The organism is Streptomyces rubrogriseus (assembly GCF_027947575.1).
GTDB lineage: Bacteria > Actinomycetota > Actinomycetes > Streptomycetales > Streptomycetaceae > Streptomyces > Streptomyces rubrogriseus.
The window spans coordinates 1,406,181-1,426,349 of sequence record NZ_CP116256.1 but is presented as its reverse complement, the minus strand read 5'-3'; the positions used below and the strand labels follow the sequence as shown (position 1 = coordinate 1,426,349).

At 71.7% G+C, this 20,169-nt stretch carries 20 protein-coding genes; 6 read left to right on the top strand and 14 right to left on the bottom strand.

All coding sequences use genetic code 11. From position 1 onward, the window contains the following. Positions 1–5: 5 nt before the first annotated feature. The 3 genes from recO to Sru02f_RS06205 are packed head-to-tail and all read right to left on the bottom strand — an operon-like array spanning position 6 to position 1,199. On the bottom strand, positions 6–752 hold the full coding sequence (recO, locus tag Sru02f_RS06215; RefSeq protein ID WP_164274771.1) for a DNA repair protein RecO: 747 nt from the start codon (positions 750–752) through the stop codon (positions 6–8). Positions 753–774: 22 nt separating this feature from the next. Next, complete coding sequence (locus Sru02f_RS06210; protein ID WP_011028395.1) at positions 775–996, bottom strand: hypothetical protein; 222 nt, start codon at positions 994–996, stop codon at positions 775–777. Continuing rightward, complete coding sequence (locus Sru02f_RS06205) at positions 993–1,199, bottom strand: hypothetical protein (RefSeq protein ID WP_109033003.1); 207 nt, start codon at positions 1,197–1,199, stop codon at positions 993–995. Before Sru02f_RS06205 ends, Sru02f_RS06210 begins: the two co-directional genes overlap by 4 nt. A gap of 114 nt (positions 1,200–1,313) precedes the next feature. Here Sru02f_RS06205 and Sru02f_RS06200 point away from each other — a divergent pair, with 114 nt between their 5' ends. From Sru02f_RS06200 to Sru02f_RS06190, 3 genes are all read left to right on the top strand, one after another. Continuing rightward, entirely contained in the window at positions 1,314–2,147 is an 834-nt protein-coding gene (locus Sru02f_RS06200) for a helix-turn-helix domain-containing protein (protein WP_109033111.1), read from the top strand. Further along, positions 2,129–2,404 (top strand): DUF397 domain-containing protein, encoded by a 276-nt coding sequence (locus tag Sru02f_RS06195; RefSeq protein WP_109033002.1) that lies wholly within the window; start codon positions 2,129–2,131, stop codon positions 2,402–2,404. Before Sru02f_RS06200 ends, Sru02f_RS06195 begins: the two co-directional genes overlap by 19 nt. A gap of 65 nt (positions 2,405–2,469) precedes the next feature. Continuing rightward, on the top strand, positions 2,470–3,969 hold the full coding sequence (locus Sru02f_RS06190; protein ID WP_109033001.1) for an alpha/beta hydrolase: 1,500 nt from the start codon (positions 2,470–2,472) through the stop codon (positions 3,967–3,969). Here the strand turns inward: Sru02f_RS06190 and Sru02f_RS06185 are convergent. From Sru02f_RS06185 to Sru02f_RS06145, 9 genes are all read right to left on the bottom strand, one after another. Continuing rightward, a complete protein-coding gene (locus Sru02f_RS06185; protein ID WP_164274768.1) occupies positions 3,957–4,652 on the bottom strand; it encodes a response regulator transcription factor in 696 nt (231 codons plus the stop codon). The genes Sru02f_RS06190 and Sru02f_RS06185 overlap by 13 nt on opposite strands. Continuing rightward, on the bottom strand, positions 4,649–5,911 hold the full coding sequence (locus Sru02f_RS06180; RefSeq protein WP_167469643.1) for a sensor histidine kinase: 1,263 nt from the start codon (positions 5,909–5,911) through the stop codon (positions 4,649–4,651). Before Sru02f_RS06180 ends, Sru02f_RS06185 begins: the two co-directional genes overlap by 4 nt. A 67-nt stretch (positions 5,912–5,978) precedes the next feature. Beyond that, the gene (locus Sru02f_RS06175; protein WP_109032999.1) at positions 5,979–8,057 is read right to left on the bottom strand and encodes an MMPL family transporter; all 2,079 of its coding nucleotides are present in this window, start codon (positions 8,055–8,057) and stop codon (positions 5,979–5,981) included. 147 nt (positions 8,058–8,204) lie between these two features. Further along, positions 8,205–9,338: a hypothetical protein gene (locus Sru02f_RS06170; protein ID WP_109032998.1), complete on the bottom strand. Its 1,134-nt coding sequence runs from the start codon at positions 9,336–9,338 to the stop codon at positions 8,205–8,207. A gap of 98 nt (positions 9,339–9,436) precedes the next feature. Beyond that, the gene (locus Sru02f_RS06165) at positions 9,437–10,417 is read right to left on the bottom strand and encodes an SCO2521 family protein (protein ID WP_109032997.1); all 981 of its coding nucleotides are present in this window, start codon (positions 10,415–10,417) and stop codon (positions 9,437–9,439) included. A gap of 1 nt (position 10,418) precedes the next feature. Continuing rightward, positions 10,419–11,384, bottom strand: coding sequence for an SCO2522 family protein (locus tag Sru02f_RS06160; protein WP_164278538.1), 966 nt, complete (start codon positions 11,382–11,384; stop codon positions 10,419–10,421). Further along, complete coding sequence (locus Sru02f_RS06155; protein ID WP_109032996.1) at positions 11,381–12,298, bottom strand: SCO2523 family variant P-loop protein; 918 nt, start codon at positions 12,296–12,298, stop codon at positions 11,381–11,383. The genes Sru02f_RS06160 and Sru02f_RS06155 overlap by 4 nt, the downstream gene beginning before the upstream one ends. Positions 12,299–12,300: 2 nt before the next feature. Then, positions 12,301–14,145 carry an SCO2524 family protein gene (locus Sru02f_RS06150; RefSeq protein WP_109032995.1) on the bottom strand — a complete coding sequence of 615 codons (1,845 nt, stop codon included), beginning with the start codon at positions 14,143–14,145 and terminating at the stop codon, positions 12,301–12,303. Positions 14,146–14,228: 83 nt separating this feature from the next. Further along, positions 14,229–15,002, bottom strand: a complete 774-nt coding sequence (locus Sru02f_RS06145; RefSeq protein ID WP_109032994.1) for an SCO2525 family SAM-dependent methyltransferase — start codon at positions 15,000–15,002, stop codon at positions 14,229–14,231. A 248-nt stretch (positions 15,003–15,250) separates the two neighbouring features. Between Sru02f_RS06145 and Sru02f_RS06140 the strand changes: the two genes are divergently transcribed. After that, positions 15,251–15,805: a GNAT family N-acetyltransferase gene (locus Sru02f_RS06140; RefSeq protein WP_003976277.1), complete on the top strand. Its 555-nt coding sequence runs from the start codon at positions 15,251–15,253 to the stop codon at positions 15,803–15,805. On the opposite strand, the gene Sru02f_RS06135 is transcribed toward Sru02f_RS06140, so the two are convergent. Together Sru02f_RS06135 and leuA are read right to left on the bottom strand one after the other, a co-directional pair. Next, positions 15,802–16,497, bottom strand: coding sequence for a TerB family tellurite resistance protein (locus Sru02f_RS06135; RefSeq protein ID WP_011028407.1), 696 nt, complete (start codon positions 16,495–16,497; stop codon positions 15,802–15,804). The genes Sru02f_RS06140 and Sru02f_RS06135 overlap by 4 nt on opposite strands. Before the next feature lie 184 nt (positions 16,498–16,681). Continuing rightward, positions 16,682–18,403 (bottom strand): 2-isopropylmalate synthase, encoded by a 1,722-nt coding sequence (gene leuA, locus Sru02f_RS06130; RefSeq protein WP_109032993.1) that lies wholly within the window; start codon positions 18,401–18,403, stop codon positions 16,682–16,684. Between the two features lie 352 nt (positions 18,404–18,755). On the opposite strand from leuA, the gene Sru02f_RS06125 reads away from it, so the two are divergent. Further along, a complete protein-coding gene (locus Sru02f_RS06125; protein ID WP_109033108.1) occupies positions 18,756–19,826 on the top strand; it encodes a M4 family metallopeptidase in 1,071 nt (356 codons plus the stop codon). Between the two features lie 21 nt (positions 19,827–19,847). Further along, entirely contained in the window at positions 19,848–20,114 is a 267-nt protein-coding gene (locus tag Sru02f_RS06120; protein WP_109032992.1) for a protealysin inhibitor emfourin, read from the top strand. Positions 20,115–20,169 lie beyond the last annotated feature (55 nt).

Sequence of the window (20,169 nt, the reverse complement as noted above, 5' to 3'; positions counted from 1 at the left end):
CTCTCCTACTTCTCGACGTACCGCAGGGAGCGCAGTCCCCGCTCAAGGTGCCAGTGCAGGTAGGCGGAGACCAGTCCGCTCCCCTCCCGCACGTACCGCGGCTCGGCCGCGTCCGCCGTGCCCCAGTCTCCCGCAAGCAGCGCCCCGAGCAGTTCCAGGGCCTGCGGCGAGGGTACGACGCTGCCGGGCACCCGGCAGTCGACGCAGACGGAGCCGCCCGAGCCGACCGAGAAGAACCGGTTGGGACCGGGCAGGCCGCACTTCGCGCAGTCCCCGAAGGTCGGGGCATACCCGTTCACGGCCAGCGAGCGCAGCAGGAACGCGTCCAGCACCAGCGTCGGCGCGTGCTCGCCCCGGGCGAGGGTCCTGAGCGCGCCGACCAGCAGCAGGTACTGCTGCACCGCCGGCTCGCCCTCGTGGTCGGTGAACCGCTCGGCCGTCTCCAGCATGGCGGTCCCCGCGGTGTACCGCCCGTAGTCCGTGACGATCCCGCCACCGTACGGCGCGATCGTCTCGCTCTGCGTGCACAGCGGCAGCCCGCGCCCGACCAGCTCGCTGCCCTTCGAGAAGAACTGCACGTCCACGTGCGAGAACGGCTCCAGCCGCGCGCCGAACTTCGACTTCGTGCGCCGCACCCCGCGCGCCACGGCGCGTACCCGCCCGTGACCGCGCGTGAGCATGGTGATGATCCGGTCCGCCTCACCCAGCTTCTGGGTGCGCAGCACGATGCCGTCGTCGCGGAACAGACTCATGCCGCCCATTCTCGCGCATCCTTCAAGGCACCTCGCCACGGCTTCGGGCGTTGGTGTACGCCGTCGCCGCGCTGAGCCGCTCCGACGCGGTGGCGTGGCGCACGTCACCCGGCTCGGCGTCCCACTCCCGTCCCCCGCCGTACGGCCGCATCTGCACGTACGGCCCCTCGTGCCCCATGACGATCCCGACCCGTCCGCTGCGGGTGTCCACGGCGTAGACCCCGACGGGCGGCATCGTCGTCATCGCAGCACCGCGGCGAGGCGCTGCGCGGTCTCCACGGAACACCGGCCCAATTCGACGAGCGGGCAGGGTGCCTCCCGCGCAAGACTCACCGGGTCGAGACCGAGTGAGGGCAGAGTAATTCCTGCCTCCGCGAGCGCCGCGCGCAATTCTTTCACCGTGTCCTCCGCTCCTTCGACGCAGAGCGCCGAGTGTCGTGCTTCCACCGCTTTCCCTTCCCTTTACGGTTTCACTCTTCGTGTCCCCAGAATGCCGCTACGTGTCTACACTCGGCAGGAGTACGTGCACTACAAGTGCGGGTCAGCACCTGGGGGTTGGTTATGGCCAATGGTTCACGGCAGGCCGCGTGGGAGTTCTTCGGAACGGAACTGAAACGGCGGCGGGAGGACGCCGGAATCACCCAAGTAGAGCTGGGCGCACGGGTATTCGTCTCCGGCGGTTACATCGGCCAGTTCGAACAGGCAATTCGGAAACCGCAGTTGGACGTGGCCCAGCGGATCGACGAGGCGCTGCAAACCGACGGTATTTTCGAGCGACTGTGCCGGAAGCTGATTGATGATCCGCGGTATGCGGATTATTTCGCGGGGGTGGTCGAGCTGGAGCGGCTGGCCACGAAGATCTGCGAGTTCGCACCGACTGTCGTGCCGGGCCTGCTCCAGACAGCGGACTACGCCCGCGCGGTCACCATCGCCGCGAACCCCTTCAAGCCGGACTCGTACGTCGACGAGATCGTCGCCGCGCGTTTGGAGCGGTCGCTGATCCTGGCCGACGCTACAAGGCCCGAGTATTGGGTGACGTTGCACGAGAACGTGCTGCGAATCCCGGTGGGCGGCCCGCAGGCGATGGCGGCACAACTGGAGCACGTGGCGCGGCTGATGCGGGAGCGCACGGCGGTCGTGACGGTGCTGTCGTTCGGGGCGGGGGCTCATGCGGCGATGGGCGGGATGCTGAAGCTCATGAGCTTCGAGGACGCCCCTCCGGTCGCCTATACAGAGACGGAGTATGCGGGGGCGCTCATCGATGCTCCAGCCGTGGTGGTGCACGCCCAGCGCACATACGATCTGCTCAGGGTCGCCGCGCTGTCGCCGGAGGCGTCCCTGGCCCTGATCGACTCGGCGGCGGAGGACTTCAGACGATGCGCGAGTACGACCTGACGGACGCCCGCTGGACAAAGAGCACCTACAGCAATGGCCAAGGCGGCGACTGCCTTGAGGTCGCGCAAGACTTCCCCGGCGCCGCCCGCTGGCGCAAGAGCAGCTACAGCGGAGGAAGCGGCGGCGAGGACTGCCTCGAAGTCACCGACGCAGTCCCCGGTGTCATACCCGTCCGGGACAGCAAGGTGACCGGCGGCCCCGTGGTCGTCGTCGGGGCGGCGGCCTGGGTGGACTTCGTCAGGGGTCTGGTGGGGTAAACCCCAGGGTCTTTCAGGTTGTTGCCCGGATGGGGCGGCCCCCGGCCTTCCGCGAGGCTCGTCGCATGACGCAGCGCAAGCGAAGCAGAAGCATCCGCAACGCCGCCATCGTCGGCGTGTCCACCGCCCTCCTCGGCGTCACCGCGCCGGTGACCGCCTCCGCCGCGGGCGGGAGCACAGCCGAAGTCCTCACCTGGTCCGCCTGCGAGGGCGCCGGTCTCGACCCCCGGCAGGAGTGCGCCACCCTCGACGTGCCGATGGACTACGCCGATCCCGACGGCCCCCGCATCGAGATGGCCGTCTCCCGCATCCCCGCCGAGAAGCCGGGGTCCCGGCGCGGGGCTCTGCTCCTGATCCCCGGTGGGCCGGGCGGGTCCAGCCTCAACGACCCCTCGGGGAAAGGGCAGAAGCTTCCCCAGGACGTCCGGGACCGCCACGACCTCATCGGGTTCGCGCCGCGCGGACTCGCTCCGTCCACGTCCGTCGACTGCGGGCTGGAGTACGGCGACCTCGCCACCTCCAAGCTCCGGCCCTGGCCGGCCCCGGACGGCTCGATCGACGCGAACCTCGACACCGCCCGCCGCATGGCCGACGCCTGCGCGCACAACGGCGGCGAGCTGATCAAGCACCTGACCACCGCCAACGAGGCCCGCGACATCGACCGTCTCCGGGCCGCGCTGGGCGAGCGGAGGATCTCCGCGTGGGGCGTGTCGTACGGGACGTACGTCGGGGCGGTGTACGCCCAGCTGTTCCCGCACCGCACCGACCGGATCGTGCTGGACAGCAACGACGACCCCGATCCCACCCGCGTGGCACGCGGCTGGCTGGCCGGGCACGAGCAGGGCGTCGAGGACACCTTCCCGGAGTTCGCCGCCTGGGCCTCCCGGCCCGGCAACCCCGACCGGGTTGCGCAGCGGGCCGCCGACGTACGGCCGCTGTTCCTCCGGCTGGCCGCTCGGCTGGACCGGGAGCCGATCCCGTGGCCCGGCGCCAATCCGGCGGAGCTGAACGGCAACGTGCTGCGGCAGACCATGCTGGACAGCCTCTACTCCCCCAGCAGGTTCCCGACGCTCGCCAAGCTGATGCTGGCCGCCCAGCGGGGCACCGTGCCGCCCGCCCCGCAGGCGCCGCCCGAGGCCGTGCTCCAGAACGTCGCCGCCGTCGGGGCCGGTGTGCTGTGCAACGACGTCGCCTGGCCCGGCTCGGCGGCCTCGTACGAGAAGGACGTCGCCGACAGCCGGGCCAAGTACCCGCTCACCGCGGGCATGCCGCGCAACGCGATGCTGTGCGCCGCGTGGCCGTACCCGCCCCGCGAGGCGCCGGTGCGGATCACCGACCGGGGACCGTCCAACGTGCTGCTCGTCCAGAACGAGCGGGACGTCGCGACCCCGCTCACCGGCGCGCGCAGGCTGCGCGAGGCCCTCGGCCGGCGCGCCGTCATGGTGACCGTGGACTCCACCGGTCACGACGCCTACCTGGCCAACGGCAACGCCTGCGGGGACGCCGCGGTCTCCCGCTTCCTGGCGACCGGACAGCGGCCGGGCTCGGACGCCTACTGCGGCTGAGACGCCTGCTGCGACTGCCCCGCGCCCGGCGTCACCAGGCCCGACTCGTAGGCCACGATCACGAGTTGGGCCCGGTCCCGTGCTCCCAGCTTGCCCATGATGCGGCTGACGTGGGTCTTCGCGGTGAGCGGGCTCAGGCCCAGGGTTTCGGCGATCTCCGTGTTGGTGAGGCCCCGGGCCACCAGGGTGAGGACCTGGCGTTCCCGGTCCGAGAGGCAGTCGGGGCCCGATCCGGGCGTGTGCAGGGCCGACGGGCTGCGCAGGAAGCGCTCGATCAGGCGGGCCGTGGGGCCGGGCGAGAGGAGGGCGTCGCCCGCCGTCACCGTGCGGATGGCGTCCAGGAGTTCGGCGGGCCTGGTGTCCTTGACCAGGAATCCGGAGGCACCGGCGCGCAGCGCGTCCACGATGTTCTCGTCGGTGTCGTAGGTGGTGAGGACCAGCACCTTCACCCCCGCCAGGTCCTCGTCGGCGGCGATCAGCCGGGTCGCCTCGATGCCGTCCAGGTCGGGCATGCGTACGTCCATGACGACCAGGTCGGCGCGTTGGGCGCGGGCCAGCTCCACGGCCTCGCGGCCGGTGCCCGCCTCGCCGACCACCTCCATGTCGGGGGCCGACGCCACCAGCAGGGCGAACGCCGCCCGGACGAGGTTCTGGTCGTCCGCCAGCAGCACGCGTATCGTCATGCGGTTCTCTCCGGGTTCAGGGGGGCGGTGCCGGTCGGGGCGGGAGTCGGCAGTACGGCCGTCACCTCGAAGCCGTCGGCGTCCTCGCGCGGTCCGGCGTCGAGTGTGCCACCCACGCTGCGGGCCCGCTCGCGCATGCCGACGAGGCCGAAGCCCGGGGTGCCCGCCGGGTCGGGTCCGGTGCCGTCGTCGGTGACGGACAGCCGCAGGGCGCCCCGCTCGGCGTGCACCGCGACGCGGACGGACGGCTTGGGCCCCGCGTGGCGCACGGCGTTGGTCAGCGCCTCCTGCGTGATGCGGTAGACGGCGGCTCCGACCGCGGGCGGGACGTCGTCGGCGCGCACCGACAGGTCGACGTCCGCTCCGGCGAGCCGGGCGCTGACCGCCAGGTCGGGCAGCCCGCTCAGGCCGGGCAACGGGCCGCGGGCGTCGGGCACGGCGGCGGCGTCCTGCGTCCTGAGCACCTCGAGGGTGGTGCGCAGTTCGCCGCGCGCCGAGCGGCAGGTCTCGGCGATGTCGTCGAGGGCCTTGGCGACGGCCGCGCGGTCCAGGCGCTCGGGGTCGGCGGTCAGCACGTGGGCGGCGACCGAGGTCTGCACCCCGATGAGGGTGATGCTGTGCGCGAGCAGGTCGTGCAGGTCCCGGGCGACCCGCAGGCGTTCCTCGGCCACGCGCCGCCGGGCCTCCTCCTCGCGGGTGCGCTCGGCGCGTTCGGCGCGCTCCACTATGGCGGCCACGTACTGACGGTAGTAGCGGATGTCGATGCCGCAGAAAAGGATGGCGACCACCCAGCCGGAGATGCGGAGCAGTTCGAGTGCCTGGTGGGTGTTGACGGTGAGCATGATGCTGACCGACACGGTGAGGACCGCGACGCCGGTCACGATGGTGCGCAGGGGGCGGCCGGTGACGGCCAGCGTGTAGAGGGCCACGTAGGAGGCGGGGCCCACGGCGGTGTGGTTGTTGTCCATCGCGTGGTACGGCGCGACCACGGCGACCAGCGCCGCGAGCGCCAGCAGCGGGTGGCGCCGCCGCCACACGATCGGGACGTGCGCGGCGACCAGCAGCGTCCAGCCGACGACGTCCGGGCGCTGTGCCTCGTGGGTGAGGAGCGCCAGACCGACGGCGCCGACGAGGAGGACCGCGGCGAGCACGGCGTCGTTGCGGGTTCCGTGCGGGGCGGTGCGCGGGTCGCGGTTGATGGCGGCGATGACCCGCTCGCCGACGCGGGGGCGGGACGCTGCCTCGGTGGTGGGGTGCACGCGTCCATACTCCGCGACGGACGCGCCCCTCCGGGAGGGGAGGGGCACGCTCGGGACGCCGGGCACCTCAGACACCGACGGGCTTCCGTACGTCGTCCGGCGCGGGCCGGCCCGGCTCCCGGGACAGCCGGCCCGGCCACCACACCCGGCGGCGCAGGGCGACGCTGGCGCTGGTGACCAGGTAGGTGCGGACGAGGAAGGTGTCGAGCAGGACGCCGACCGCGATGACGAAGCCCAGCTCGACGAGTTGCACCATCGGCATGCTGGTGAGCACGGCGAAGGTGGCCGCGAGGACCAGCCCGGCCGAGGCGATGACGCCGCCGGTGGTGCGCAGCGCGGACAGGGCCGCCCGGGTGGGTTCGGCGCCGTTCAGGGACTCCTCGCGCATCCGGTGCATCAGGAAGATGCCGTAGTCGACGCCGAGGGCGACCAGGAAGACGAAGGAGAGCAGGCCGAGCCCGGGGTCGGTGCCCTCGAAGCCGAAGAGGGGACCGAAGGCGAGGCCGCCGATGCCGAGGGCCGCGCCCCACACGGCGACGACGGCGGCGACCAGGATCAGCGGCGCGACCAGCGAGCGCAGCAGCACGGTGAGGATCAGCAGGACCGAGAGCAGCACGAGCGGTACGACGATGGCGGTGTCCCGGGCGTTGGTGTCCTCCAGGTCGATCTGCTGGGCGCTGGGGCCGCCGACGTACGAGCCGTCGAGCTTGTCGCGCAGCTCCTCGATGGTGGCGGTCTCGGCGGCCGACTGGGGCGGGGTGGAGGCCAGGACCGTCAGCTCCGTCCAGCCGTCGCCGCTGCGCCCGGCCTCGGCGCTCTTGACGCCCTCGGTGTCGCGGATCTCGGCGAGGGCGGCCTCGGCGCGGTCGGTGGGGCTGATGACACTGATCGGCTGGGTGCCGGACTCCGGATAGGCGTCGGCGAGGGTCTCCATCGCGGCGATCGCCTCGGGGCGGGTGGTGAAGGAGTCCTCCTGCTTGAGGTTGCCGGGCAGGGCGAAGGCGCCCAGCGCGAGCGCGCCGAGCAGGACGGCGCCGCCCACCAGGACGGTGCGGGGCCGGCGTTCGGCGGAGCCGCCCATCGCGGCGAACAGCGACCGGCGGGCCTTGGGGGTGCTGCCGTGGCGGGGCACCAGCGGCCAGAAGACGCGGCGGCCGAGCAGGACGAGGAGCGCGGGCAGCAGGGTCAGCATGGCGGCCAGCGCGCACAGCACACCGACGGTGCCGAGCGGGCCCATGCCCCGGCTGGAGTTGAGGTCGGCGGCCAGCAGGCACAGGAGTCCGGCGGCGACGGTGCCGGAGGAGGCCAGTACGGCGGGTCCGCAGCCGCGCAGGGCGGCGAGCATGGCGTCGTACGGCCGCTCGATGCGGCGCAGTTCCTCGCGGTAGCGGGAGACCAGCAGCAGCGCGTAGTCGGTGCCCACGCCGAAGACGAGGATGGTCATGATGCCGCTGCTCTGGCCCGAGACGGCGGTGCCGAAGGTCTGGTTGAGGCCGTAGGCGACACCCATGGAGAGGTAGTCGGCGAGTCCGGCGACGGCGAGCGGGACGAGCCACAGGAAGGGGCTGCGGTAGATGAGGATCAGGAGGAGGGCGACCACCGCCGCGGTGGTGTAGAGCAGCGGGCCGTCGAGGGAGTTGTAGACCTCGGAGGCGTCGGTGGCGAGCGCGCCGGAGCCGCCGACCTCGACGCCGAGCCCGTCGCCGCCCCGGGCGATGTCCCGTACATCGTTGACGAGTGCGTCGCGGGCCTTCTCGTCCGTGCCGGGCTCGGTGGAGGCGACCGGGTACATGAGGGTGGTGCCGTCCTTGGACGGGATGCCCGCCGGACGGCCGGTGAGTTCGTGCGCGTCGGCGATCTCGGCGACCTGCTCGGCGGCGGTGGCCCGGTCGGCGGCGGTCAGTCCGGCGTCGCGGTGGTAGACGAGGACCATCTCGGTGGCCTCGCCGCCGGGCAGCCGCTCCTGGATCTTGGCGACCTGCGTCGAGTCGGCGCTCGCCGGCAGGTAGTCGACGGCCCGGTCGCGCTGCACGTCGCCGAGTTTCGCCGCGAACGGCGAGGCGATCGCCAGCACGGCGATCCACAGTGCGAGCACCAGCCAGGGCACGGCCCGCCGCCGCGCCGCGCCTGTCTTTGTGGCCCCCATCTGACGGGCCTCCCTCCGGTGGATGTCTGGGTGGGTCTCCAGACTTCCGCCGGCGGGGTGCCGACGCGTCGGGCGTGAGGGCGAGCCTGCGGCTACTGCCCGGGGAGACGCGGGGCCGTCATTACTCCCCGGGGAGTACGGCGGCCCTCACGCCTGGTCGACCACCCATTTCCCGTCCTCCTCGTCGTCGACCCGCACCTCCAGTTCGCGCAGGCCCATGCCCGCGTCCCAGAGTTCCCTGAAGCGCTTGAGCCGGTCCCGTACGTAGTCCTGGCGCGCGGTGAGCCGGGTGCGGACGTTGACGTCCCGCAGGTCCTGCTCGATCTCGAACGACACCTCCTCGTCGTAGAGGATGAAGTCGTTGGTGGTGCCGCGCTGGAGGTGCGGGGGCAGTTCCGGCAGGACCGCCACACGGACGTCGATGCGGCGCAGCTCCTGCTCCTCGCACAGCCGCAGCAGCCGGTCGTCGAGTTCGCGGGCGCTCTCCAGCAGGAACAGGCGGCGCACCGTGACGCCCTGTTCGTCGATGGCCGCCTGCTGGGCGTCGAGGTAGCGTCCGGCGGGCTCGCTGTTCCAGAACTGCCGGTCGACGGAGGTGCTGGTGGCGAGGATGGACTGCTCGGCGGCCTTGGTGAGGGTGAGCATCCAGTCGTGGTTCTCGCCGGGGCACTCGGCGCTCAGGTTGGTGAGGTCCGCCATGTGGCCGACCACCCGGGACATCTCCAGGTGCACGAAGGTGTGCAGGATGGAGGGGCTGGGCAGCAGGACGTCGGCGAAGCCCTTGGCCAGGTCGGGCACGCTGTCGATGCGGACCGGGTCCAGCGTGCGGGCGGCCTCGGCCGGCCCGTGGTCGACCTGGGTGACGTGGGTCTCGACCAGTTGCTTGACGTCCTCGGTGTGCCGGGTGAGGCCCGACTTCAGCTCGGTGTCGTACCGGCTGAGACCGTCGCGTACGGCGGCGGTGTTCTCGGCGAGGGCGTCCTCCACCCGCCGGGTGTGCTCCTCCAGCCGGGTGTGCTCCTCCGGCCGGTCCGGTGCCGGGCGCGGGGCCAGGCCGAGGACGTACTGGACGGCCAGCGCGGCGGCGGCGCAGAGCACGGCGGCCACGAACTGCCGCACGGTGCCGTCGTCCGGGTCGAGGAGGGCCGCGACGCTCCAGAAGAGGCCGCCGACGACCAGGGCGACCAGCAGCATGCGGGTCCAGGGGGACTCGCCCCTCGGGTCGATCGGGTTGGTCGTGCGGGGCGTGTCGTCGGGTCGGGGTGACTGTGCCGTGCTCATCTCGCTCTCTCCCCCCGTTGGGATACGCGTCGGATCGTGCGGGGATGTGTGTGCGGTGACGGGCGTGCGGGGCTGCGCGTGCCGGACGGCGGGATCGGTCAGGGGGCCGGTTCCACCTCCCGGTGGGCTGCGGGGATGGCGTGCAGGGTGAGCTGGTCGCGGATGCGCTGCACCAGGGCCTGCCACTGGCGGGTGAAGCCGGGGCGCTCCTCCAGCGGGTCCCACAGCGCGGCCAGTTCGCGGCCGGCCCGGGCGCCCGGCATCCACAGGTGCAGGAGGTGGTCGACGGCCGGACGCAGGGTCCGTACGACGGCTCCGGCGTCGTGGGCGGCCCCGGCGCCGAGGCGGAGGCCGTCGAGCATGCGGACGACGGTGGTGAGCAGCCAGTCGTGCAGGGCCAGGTCGTCGCAGAGCGCGGCCAGTTCGGCGCCGCTGGTGCCCTCGGGCACCCGCAGGCGTACGGTGCGCAGCTCGTCCTCGGCGAGGGTGAACCGTTCCAGCGAGGGGCCCTCGCCCGGTGCCGCAGGCAGCGCCGCCCAGCGCAGCCGGGTGGGGCGGGAGCGGAAGGGCGGGCGCTGGTCGAGCAGGGGGTGGCGCAGCACCCGGGTGAGCAGGCCGTCGGCGATGAGTCCGACGTCGAGGTCGCCGTGGCGCGGGCCGCCGAGGACGCCCTGGGCGACCGCCTCGTGCGGGAGCTTGCCGAGCGGTTCGACGACGCCGGGCCGCACCAGGTACTCCCCCCAGGGTCGCCGCTGGTCGGGTCCGGTGCCGGGCAGGCGGCAGTGGGCGGAGGTCTGCAGGACGCGGCCCTCGGTGAGCGCGGCGTGCGCGGTGACGGTGCCGACGGCGCGGATGCGGGCGCCGTTGGCGCTGGGCAGCGGGCAGTCGACGCCGGTGAGGGTCTCGGGGGAACGCGCGTAGAGGCCGGGGCGTTCGGAGAGCAGCACGCGTTCGTCGGCGCGCAGGCCGAGGAGCTGGGCGGCGGACCGGATGTCGAGGGCCTGCCGGGCGGGCAGCAGGCAGGTGCGGATCTCGCCGCAGGCGAGGACGGCGGGCGGGGTGCTCTGCCGCGGCGCCATGTCAGGGCCCCGAGTAGTACACGTAGGAGAGGCGGTCGGCGACCGAGTCGGGGACGGGCATGCGTTCCTTCCCGGAGCGGTCGGCGACCTGTGCCAGTGCGCCCGGGTCGACCTCGATCTGGTCGAGGATCACGCGGACGGCGTGCTCGACGGGGAGGAAGCGAGTGGGCAGGACGGAGCAGGTGCGGTAGGCGGCGAAGGGGTCCGCACGCTCGTTGAGCTTCAGCAGGGTGGGCAGCTCGTCCCACTTGTCGGGGAAGCCGGTGGCGGTGTGCGGCTGGGGGGCGAGGACGGCCTCGCCCTCGTTGCGCAGGAGTCCGAGGCGGGCGAGCTGCCACACGGCGGCGAGGAAGGGGCAGGACCACAGGCGCTGTCCGTCGGCGTCGTCGCTCCACAGCTCGACGTCGAGGAAGACGGAGTGGCGGCGGGCGGCGGTCTCGTGCGGGGGCTGCCAGGTCACGGCGCGCTTCATGGCCTGCGGGGCTCGGGCGACGGGGCTGCGTTCGCCGTTGGCGAGCCAGCCGGTCTGCGCGGCGGGCGGGCGCAGGCCGTAGCTGCCGGGCGGCGGGGACTCGACGATGCGGGCGGCGACCGCCTCGGCGACGGGCACCTTGCCGGTGACGGCGCAGCCGGACTCGCGGGCCAGGTAGTCGACGCTCAGTCCGGCCCGCTCGGCCTCCGCGAGGAGCATGGGGACCACCTCGGCGGGGGTGGAGAAGCGGGTGAAGTAGTCGTCGATGAGGAAGCAGGTGCTGATCCGGGGCCGTTTGCCGCCGGCCCGGGCGGTGGCGGCGGTGCGGGCCGCCTCCACCCAGGGCCGTACTTCGGCGAAGTGCGCGCGCAGCCGTTCGGGTCCGGCCTCGAAGTCCTCCATGTAGAGGTGGCCCAGCTCCACGGAGAGGTGGGCCAGCGGCACGGACTGGGTGCGCGGCTCGGCGGCGGTCTCGCGGAACACGGGCTCCGTCACAGCCGCCCCCAGTGGGTGTCGTCCGTCAGGCGCCGGGCGATCTCCTCCAGCGCCTCCAGGGTCTCCTTGTTCGCTATCTGGGTGGAGAGGACGTCTTCCTCGGTGATGAGCTGCTCCTGCCACTGGAGGATGGGTTCCAGGGGCACGATGCCGAGGACGACGCTGTCGCCGATGCGGTGCTCGGCGGCGAGCCGGCGCAGCGCCTCGTCGCACGCCTGCATCCAGGTGGCCTGGGCGGTGGAGCCCTGCGACCACAGGGGCGACTCGGGGTCGGGCACGGCGGCCCGCACGAAGCGGATCGCGGCGCGCAGGTCGTCCTCGTCGTGGCCGCGCTCGACGCCGCCGCCGATGATGCCGTGCTCGGCGTGGACGAGCCCGGAGGCGGCGATCACGTGCTGGCGGGTCCAGCGGTGGAAGACCAGCCAGCGGAAGGGCGTGTTGCGCATCCGGGGGTGGGCGGTGGCGTCGAGGACCATGTCGACGGCGTAGCTGCGGCCGGCGCTGAGGTCGACGAAGGTGACGTCGAACTCGGCGTTGAGCTTGAGCAGCAGGTCGACGCAGCGCTCCAGGGCCTCCTCGCCGGTGGCGAACTCGCCGCCGCCCGCGTCGCCGGGGAACAGCACCAGGCGGCCGGACTGGTTGGGGCGGGCGCGCAGCAGGGGGTGCTCGGTCTCCCGCCAGACGTCGATGCGGACCGGTTCCGCGGTCTCGCCCTCCAGGTAGGAGTGCAGGCCGTGCTCCTGGGTGCCGCGCATGGCGCTGGGCACGTCGAAGACGGCGGCGGCGGTGGGTGAGCCGAAGTCGAAGTCGACGTAGGCCACGTGGTCACCGGTGAGGGCGCGCTGGTAGGCCAGGTTGGCGCTGGTCACCGAGCGTCCCGTGCCCCCCTTGTCGGAGGCGGCGAAGACCAGCACGCTCACACCTCCTGGGCGGCGGCACCCCTGGCCTGGGCCAGGGTGTCGAGTTCCTGGAGCACGGGCAGGGCCAGGGCGAAGGCGGTCGCGGGCCGTTCGTCGACCAGGCTGCGGGCGTGGTCGAGGCGGCTCTCGATGCTCCGCATGGCCCTGGCTCTCGCCCCGTCGGCGGCGGCGGACGCCTCCAGCTGCTCCCTGCCGAACAGATGGGTGGCCTCGCTGAGCAGTTCCCGGGCGAACTCGGCCAGTTCGGGGCTGCGGATGGGCTCCTGCTCGTACAGGATGCGGGCGGCGACGAGGCATTCGGTGACGCGCTCGGTGATGCTCCAGGACATGCGCAGTCCGGCGTCCTGGGCGTCGGGGTAGACGGCCTGGATGTTGTCCCAGAGACCGGCGCCCTCCTCCTCGTCGATGCGCCGCTTCCACAGGTGCTCGAAGGACTGCTCGGCGAGCCGGAGCAGGCGGTCCTGGGCGCCGATGTTCCGGGAGAGCTCGGCGAGCTGGATGATCCGCTTCAGGAGCTGGGCGGAGAAGTCGGTCATCCGCCACAGCAGTTGGCCGCCGGCCCGCTCGGAGCCGGCGAGCGGCATGGTGACGCCGGGGGTGTGCAGCAGGAGGGTCGGGTCGTTCTTGGTCATGCGGCTGGTGACCCGGCCGCGGTCGGCGAGGCGCTCCATGATGGCGACGGTGCGGGTGAGGTCGTCGTCGGTCGCCTTCCGGCGGACCAGGTCGTGGACGAGGATGGCCGCGACGGTCAGGGAGAAGTACTCGGACTCCAGGCGCAGGCCGGTGGTCTGCCAGGGCAGGTCCTCCAGGGGCCACCGCTCGCCGCCGAAGCGGGCGATCGCGGACCAGTACTGCTGGCTCAGCTCCCAGCGCAGGCGCAGCATCTCGGCGAGTTTCTGCTGGTCCTCGTCGAGCAGGCCGAGGGTGAGGGTGCGGTCGGAGAAGAGGTCCTGGATGCCGTCGAGGGCGACGACGGTGAAGTACACGTAGGGCAGCCGGTCGGCGATGCCGTCGGGCTGACCGGGTACGTCGACGTTCAGGTCGGTGATCCGCGGTGCGTCCTTGACGATGCCCCAGGCCCAGCCGCACTCGAAGAGCTGGCTCTCGTCGCGGATGCCCTCGTCGACCTGGATGCCTCGGGAGAGGCTCTCGATGATGGTGGCGCGCAGCGGGCGTAACCGGCGGGAGAACTGCTGGAGCACGATCCGGTCGGACTGCCCGCCCTGGCCGATGACCTGGATGAGCCGTTTGCCCTGCTCCGACTCGGCGTCGAAGACGTTCACGGAGAAGGACCGCAGCAGGCTGACCATCGCGGAGGTCAGCCGGGCGTTGGTGGCCTCCCGCAGTTCGGCGATGGCCTTGAGGACCTCGGGCCGGGTGGTGGTGCCCTCGTAGACCTTGAGGAAGCCGAGGGTGGCCAGGCAGAGCGTGACGGACATGGAGTAGGAGTCGACCACGCCCAGCTGGCGCTGTTCGTGGCTGACCGTGCCGCCGGGCTCGGAGGGGCGGAAGTAGTGTCCGCCGGAGAAGGTGGGGCTGTCGTCCGTGCCGGTGTGGGTGCGCATGAACTGGGTCAGCGCGGCGATCAAGTTGGGCGGGATCTCCAGCCGGCTGCCGACCCGGTCGAGGGCGCGCAGGACGTCACGTTCGGTGGTGTCCGGCTGGTCGAGCCGGAAGGCGGGGACCTCGGTGGCCGGATACAGCAGGCAGAGCAGACGCTCGGCGTCCGCGACGCTGCTCAGTCCGTCGGTGTCCCCCCGGACCAGCTTCCCGTCGTCGAACGAATGACGGGCCATGGCCTGCCAGATGTCCAGCAGGTGCTGGCGTGGCTTGATCTGCATCCCCGCACCCCTCGTACAGACCTCGTTGCCCTGTGTTCGGCATGTCCCCGTTGCGATGGTCCCCGTTGAGCATGTCCCCGTTCCTACGGGGCTGCAATCGCCTTATTGCGCCGTCCCAGGGCGAGGAGCATTCCCTCGTGCCCCGGCCGCACCGAGTGGTGCAGATCGTGGATCTCCAGCTCCTCGGTGAACGGCTCCAGGCTCTGGCCGACCGTTTCCTCGTTCACCCGGTAGGCCGGGTAGTCGTGGGCGCCGACGCGGTAGCCGACGGACTCCTTCATGAAGGCGGCGGCGAACGGCGCTCCCTCGCCGAGCGCGTTCATAAAGCAGCGCACGCCCCGGTGGAACTCCTCGGGCGCCTCGGACATGGAGTCGGCGACGAAGAACATGGTCCCCAGCGACCAGCGCCGGTCCCCGCCCTCCAGGTCGAACAGGTTGCCGCGCTCGACCCGGACGATGTCGGCGACCAGCGGTCTCGGTTCGACGGCGGCGTAGGCGGGGGCCTCGCGCAGCACGTCCCAGAAGGGGTCCCAGGCGATGTCGTACCCGGCCGGGGCGACCTGCTTCTCCAGGTATTCGACGTTCGGGCGGGCGTACTCCAGCAGGAGCAGCTTCTCGCACCAGGGCAGCATGGACAGGGCGGGATACAGGTTCGCGCCGGCGCCGACGTCGATGCCGCGCGCGGAGCGCGGAGGGGCTCCCTCGAAGCAGCGGGTGAAGTAGTCGCGCAGCAACCGGACGATCAGCAGGTCGACTTCGAGCGGTGTCCGGTAGTTGTTGTCCACGTACACCTCTGGATCGAACTTCGACCAAGGCGCGTCGGCGTTGCGATCCATAGTCACCCTGCCACGTTCCATTCGAATTTGGACAAATCCCCAGTACTGTTCACGGTAAGTGACACGGCCACTACGGACCAGTACGGGAATACGCCATCCTCATCCGCCCGGCGCACGTCGGGCGCATGGTCGCACACCCGAACTCGCCCTTGCATGAGGGAAGTTGGACGCTCACTCTAGCCAGAAGCAGACACTGGCCGCCACATGAGTCCTTCACTCGACCGTGTGGGGCACGTATGCCCGAGAGTTGACGCAGACCAGGGGGTTGCATGACCGCCGAACCGCTGGAACGTTCCCTCGACCACGACCCGCTCACCCGGCCCGGACTGCCACCGGACGACCTGCCACTGGACCTGCGCACGGCACGGGAGTCCGACCTGCCGGAGCTGCGGCGGCTGGACGAGGAGGTCTTCCAGGACTTCGCCTATCCCGGGTTCCTGCTGCGCCAGCTCTTCGACATGTACGAGGAGCACTTCCTGGTCCTCGACGACGGCACGGGCAGGCTGCGCGGTTACGTGCTGGCCGCCACCCGGACGCTCGGCAGGGACAGCTGGATCCTCGGGCTGTGCGTGACCCCGGACCGGCGCCGCCACGGGCTGGGCCGGGAGCTGATGCGGGAGGTCCTGAGCCGGTTGCGCCGGGACGGCATACAGGTCGTCCGCCTCACGGTGGAGCCCGCCAACCTCGCCGCCATCTTCCTCTACCGTTCGCTGGGCTTCCGCCCCGAGGAGCCCGACGGCGGCCTGCGTCCGGACTACTTCGGTCCGGGCGTGCACCGCCAGATCATGCGGCTGGACCTCGCGCCGGACCGGGGCCTGCCCTAGGAGGGCGTGCCCGCCGACTCCAGGAGGCGGGTCACGTCGTCGGAGCAGATGGTCAGGGCCGCGCCGACGGTGGCCAGGGCGTCCCGTTCGGCGGGGGTGTAGGGGCCGTCCGCCAGGGCGATGCGGGCACCTTGCAGCAGGATCGACTCGCGGCCGACGGCGGCGAGGTGCGGTGCCAGCGGGTCGAGGGCCTCGTGCAGTTCTATCGCCAGGCCCGGCACGCAGGGTTCGCCGCGGACCCGGCCGGTGTCCGCCTCCAGCGCCTCGACGAGCGCGTTCAGCTGCTCCTCGGTGCAGTCCTCGAAGCCGGCCGCGCGCACCGCGACGGTCGCGGTCTCCAGCGAGGTGCGGGAGCAGGTGCCGCCCGCGGTGAGGACCGCGAGGGCGACGGTGTGCACGGCGTCGCGGAGCATCGCGGAGAAGCGGGTGGTGGTCGGGTGGTCGAGGACGTCGGTGCCGTAGTGGCGGCGGCAGGCGGCGCACTCGACGGTCGGCGCGGACTCGCCGCGGGGCAGCACGGGCACGCCGAGCAGGGTGAAGCGGCGGCGGCCGGTGAGCCGCGTGTAGTTGCGGTCGCCGCCGCAGCCGGGGCAGAAGAACTCACCGTCGCCGACGGGCGTCCACGCGGTGCGGGTGCCCAGGATGCGTGGCAGCCGGGCAGCTCGGCCGTTCGGTCCCCGTCCAGGCAGCACGTCGCACCTCCATAACGGCGCGACAGCATCGTCGCGCTGGCGTGATGTTAGCCACATCACCGACGTGGAGTCAGTACCCAGGACGAGACCTTTCCGTGACCATCACAGATATATGGCCGGTATATGACGGGGTCCCGCCCACCGGTTTCCGGCGGGCGGGACCTCAAACCGCTGATTCGGCTGGTCAGCGGGTCGCGCGGTTGACGGCGGAGACGACGGCCTTCAGCGAGGCGCGCGTGGTGTTCGCGTCGATTCCGATGCCCCACAGCACCTTGTCGCCGATCGCGCACTCGATGTAGGAGGCGGCCTGCGCGGAGGCGCCCTCGCTCATCGTGTGCTCCTGGTAGTCCAGCAGCCGTACGTCGATGCCGACGCCCTGCAGTGCGTGGAAGAACGCCGAGATCGGGCCGTTGCCGCTGCCGACCAGGGTGGTCTCCGCACCGTCGACCGTGGCGTCCACGGTGAGGGTGTCGACGCCGTCGCGGTCGGTCGTGGTCTGCCCGTTGGCCACCTGGATGCGGCCCCAGGGGTTGTCCGGGTTGGGCAGGTACTCGTCCTGGAAGACGTCCCAGATCGCGGTCGGCGTGATCTCGCCGCCCTCGGCGTCGGTCTTGGCCTGGATCAGCTTCGAGAACTCGATCTGCATCCGGCGCGGCAGGTCCAGGCTGTGGTCGTTCTTCAGGACGTAGGCGATGCCGCCCTTGCCGGACTGCGAGTTGACGCGGATGACGGCCTCGTAGGAGCGGCCGACGTCCTTGGGGTCGATGGGCAGGTACGGGACGGCCCACTCGATGTCGTCGACGGTGACGCCCTTGGCGGCCGCGTCGGCCTCCATGGCGTCGAAGCCCTTCTTGATGGCGTCCTGGTGGGAGCCGGAGAAGGACGTGTAGACCAGGTCGCCCACGTACGGGTGGCGCGGGTGGACCTCCATCTGGTTGCAGTACTCCCACGTGCGACGGATCTCGTCGATGTCGGAGAAGTCGATCTGCGGGTCGACGCCCTGGGAGAACAGGTTCATGCCCAGGGTGACCAGGTCGACGTTGCCGGTGCGCTCGCCCTGTCCGAACAGGCAGCCCTCGATGCGGTCGGCGCCGGCCATCAGCGCCAGCTCGGCCGCCGCCACCGCCGTACCGCGGTCGTTGTGCGGGTGGACGGACAGGCAGACGTGCTCGCGGCGGGACAGGTTGCGGCCCATCCACTCGAAGCGGTCGGCGTGCGTGGACGGCGTGGAACGCTCCACCGTGGCGGGCAGGTTGAGGATGATCTCGCGGCCGGGACCGGGCTGGTAGGTGTCCATCACCGCCTCGCAGACCTCCAGGGCGAAGTCCAGCTCGGTGTCGGTGAAGATCTCCGGCGAGTACTGGTAGCCGAACTCCGTCTCCGGGCCCAGCAGTTTCTCGGCGTACTCCATGACCAGGCGGGTGCCGTCGACCGCGATCTGCTTGATGTCGTCGCGCGAGCCGCGGAAGACGACCCGGCGGAAGACCGGGGCGGTGGCGTTGTACAGGTGGACGGTGGCCCGCCGGGCGCCCTTCAGGGACTCCACCGTGCGCTCGATCAGGTCCTCGCGGGCCTGGGTCAGTACGGAGATGGTGACGTCGTCAGGAATGGCGTCCGGGTCCTCGATGATGGACCGTACGAAGTCGAAGTCGGTCTGGCCGGAGGCCGGGAAGCCGACCTCGATCTCCTTGTAGCCCATCTTGACCAGCAGGTCGAACATGGCGCGCTTGCGGACCGGCGACATGGGGTCGATCAGAGCCTGGTTGCCGTCGCGCAGGTCGGTGGAGAGCCAGCGGGGAGCGGTGGTGATCCGCTGGTCCGGCCAGGTGCGGTCGGCGATGTCGACCTGGTCGTAGCCGCGGTACTTGGCGGTCGGCATGGGGCTGGGCTGCTGGCGGTTGGCCATGATGGCGTGGGCTCCTCGTGATGTCCGCGGATCTCGGCGGTGTCCGCGTCGTCCGCGTGTCCGGAAGGACGGCCGACGGCACCACCAAGCTCCGCGGGGAGGGAGTCGGCCTCTACAGGCCCTCGCCGCGGCAGCTAAGGAGAAGCAGCCCGAATCGCATGATGCCCAGCACCCTAGCCGAGTCACGCGGGTCACGCGGGTCCGTATCAGTATGCGGGACCGGGGTGAGAAAGGGGACAAAAAGTGCGGTATACCACTCCCGCCCTGCCCGCGGGGGCCTCTTTCCGTCTCCGTGCACCGATCGTGGTTGCGGGTAGTGACAGCACGGTCACCCAGTGCGAGAGTGCCGGACATGACGTCACACGGGGGCTTCCAGCCCGTCTTCTGCACGATCGTCCCGCCCCACGTCCTCGACCGGCTCGCCCGCAACACGGACCCCGTGCTCGCCGGGCCCGCCCGCCGCACCATCCAGCGCGACGCCGTCGAACGCACCCGCCGCGGCCTGACCGCGGTCGTCGGCGCCCCCTCCGTGGCCCCGCGCGCGGACGCCGAGCCCGGGAAGCCGCAGCGCACGATCTACGACGCCCGCCACGGCACCGACCTGCCGGGCGACCAGGTGCGCGGCGAGGGCGACGAGCCCGGCCAGGACGCCACCGTGAACCGCGCCTACGCGGGCCTGGGCGCCACCTTCGAGCACTACCTCGAGGTCTACCGGCGGGACTCCATCGACGGCGCGGGCCTGCCGCTGGACGCGACCGTGCACTACGACCGCGAGTACAACAACGCCTTCTGGAACGGCGAGCAGATGGTGTTCGGCGACGGGGACGGCGAGATCTTCCTCGACTTCACCATCGCCCTGGACGTGATCGGCCACGAGCTGACCCACGGCGTCACCCAGCACACCGCCAACCTGACCTACTACGGCCAGCCCGGCGCCCTCAACGAGTCGGTCTCCGACGTCTTCGGCTCCCTCATCAAGCAGTACGCGCAGGGCCAGACCGCCGCCGAGGCCGACTGGCTGATCGGCGCCGGGCTGCTCGCCCCACGGGTGACGGGCGAGGCGCTGCGCTCCATGAAGGCGCCAGGCACGGCCTACGACGACGACGTGCTCGGCAAGGACCCGCAGCCCGCGACGATGGACGACTTCGTGCGCACCGGCCGCGACAACGGCGGCGTGCACATCAACTCCGGCATCCCCAACCACGCCTTCTACCTGCTCGCCACCGAGCTCGGCGGGCACGCCTGGGAGCGGGCAGGGCAGCTCTGGTACGACGTGCTGACCGGCGGCGAGCTGGCCGAGGACGCGCTGTTCGCGGACTTCGCGACGCTGACGGTGAAGGCCGCCCGGGAGCGCTACGGCGACGGGGACGAGCTGGAGGCGGTCGGCAAGGCCTGGGAGCAGGTCGGGGTGCGGACGCGGTAGTTCCGTACTAGACACGGGTCCATGCGGATTCAGGTGAGGCGCACAGGAGGCTTCGCGGGCATCGAACGCCACGCGGAGGTCGAGACCGAGGGACGCCCCGACGCGGACGAGTGGCACGCCCTGGCCGAGCGGGCGGTCGCCGACGGCCGGAGCACCCCGCCGGTCGGGGTGCCGGACGGGTTCAGCTACCAGCTCACCGTGGACGGGAACACGGTGTACGCCGCCGATCCCCGGCTGACGGACGAGCAGCGCGCGCTGATCTCGCGGGTGCTGAAGGAGGGTGCGTAACACCGGGCGGGCGCACGGGCGTTGACTTCCCTTACCGGGGGTAAGGATGATCCGC

What these genes read in the sequence shown, in the direction of transcription:
- recO (WP_164274771.1), bottom strand. Translation starts at nt 752, where the DNA reads ATGAGTCTGTTCCGCGACGACGGCATCGTGCTGCGCACCCAGAAGCTG.
- Sru02f_RS06210 (WP_011028395.1), bottom strand. Translation starts at nt 996, where the DNA reads ATGACGACGATGCCGCCCGTCGGGGTCTACGCCGTGGACACCCGCAGC.
- Sru02f_RS06200 (WP_109033111.1), top strand. Translation starts at nt 1,314, where the DNA reads ATGGCCAATGGTTCACGGCAGGCCGCGTGGGAGTTCTTCGGAACGGAA.
- Sru02f_RS06195 (WP_109033002.1), top strand. Translation starts at nt 2,129, where the DNA reads ATGCGCGAGTACGACCTGACGGACGCCCGCTGGACAAAGAGCACCTAC.
- Sru02f_RS06190 (WP_109033001.1), top strand. Translation starts at nt 2,470, where the DNA reads ATGACGCAGCGCAAGCGAAGCAGAAGCATCCGCAACGCCGCCATCGTC.
- Sru02f_RS06185 (WP_164274768.1), bottom strand. Translation starts at nt 4,652, where the DNA reads ATGACGATACGCGTGCTGCTGGCGGACGACCAGAACCTCGTCCGGGCG.
- Sru02f_RS06175 (WP_109032999.1), bottom strand. Translation starts at nt 8,057, where the DNA reads ATGGGGGCCACAAAGACAGGCGCGGCGCGGCGGCGGGCCGTGCCCTGG.
- Sru02f_RS06170 (WP_109032998.1), bottom strand. Translation starts at nt 9,338, where the DNA reads ATGAGCACGGCACAGTCACCCCGACCCGACGACACGCCCCGCACGACC.
- Sru02f_RS06165 (WP_109032997.1), bottom strand. Translation starts at nt 10,417, where the DNA reads ATGGCGCCGCGGCAGAGCACCCCGCCCGCCGTCCTCGCCTGCGGCGAG.
- Sru02f_RS06150 (WP_109032995.1), bottom strand. Translation starts at nt 14,145, where the DNA reads ATGCAGATCAAGCCACGCCAGCACCTGCTGGACATCTGGCAGGCCATG.
- Sru02f_RS06145 (WP_109032994.1), bottom strand. Translation starts at nt 15,002, where the DNA reads ATGGAACGTGGCAGGGTGACTATGGATCGCAACGCCGACGCGCCTTGG.
- Sru02f_RS06140 (WP_003976277.1), top strand. Translation starts at nt 15,251, where the DNA reads ATGACCGCCGAACCGCTGGAACGTTCCCTCGACCACGACCCGCTCACC.
- leuA (WP_109032993.1), bottom strand. Translation starts at nt 18,403, where the DNA reads ATGGCCAACCGCCAGCAGCCCAGCCCCATGCCGACCGCCAAGTACCGC.
- Sru02f_RS06125 (WP_109033108.1), top strand. Translation starts at nt 18,756, where the DNA reads ATGACGTCACACGGGGGCTTCCAGCCCGTCTTCTGCACGATCGTCCCG.
- Sru02f_RS06120 (WP_109032992.1), top strand. Translation starts at nt 19,848, where the DNA reads ATGCGGATTCAGGTGAGGCGCACAGGAGGCTTCGCGGGCATCGAACGC.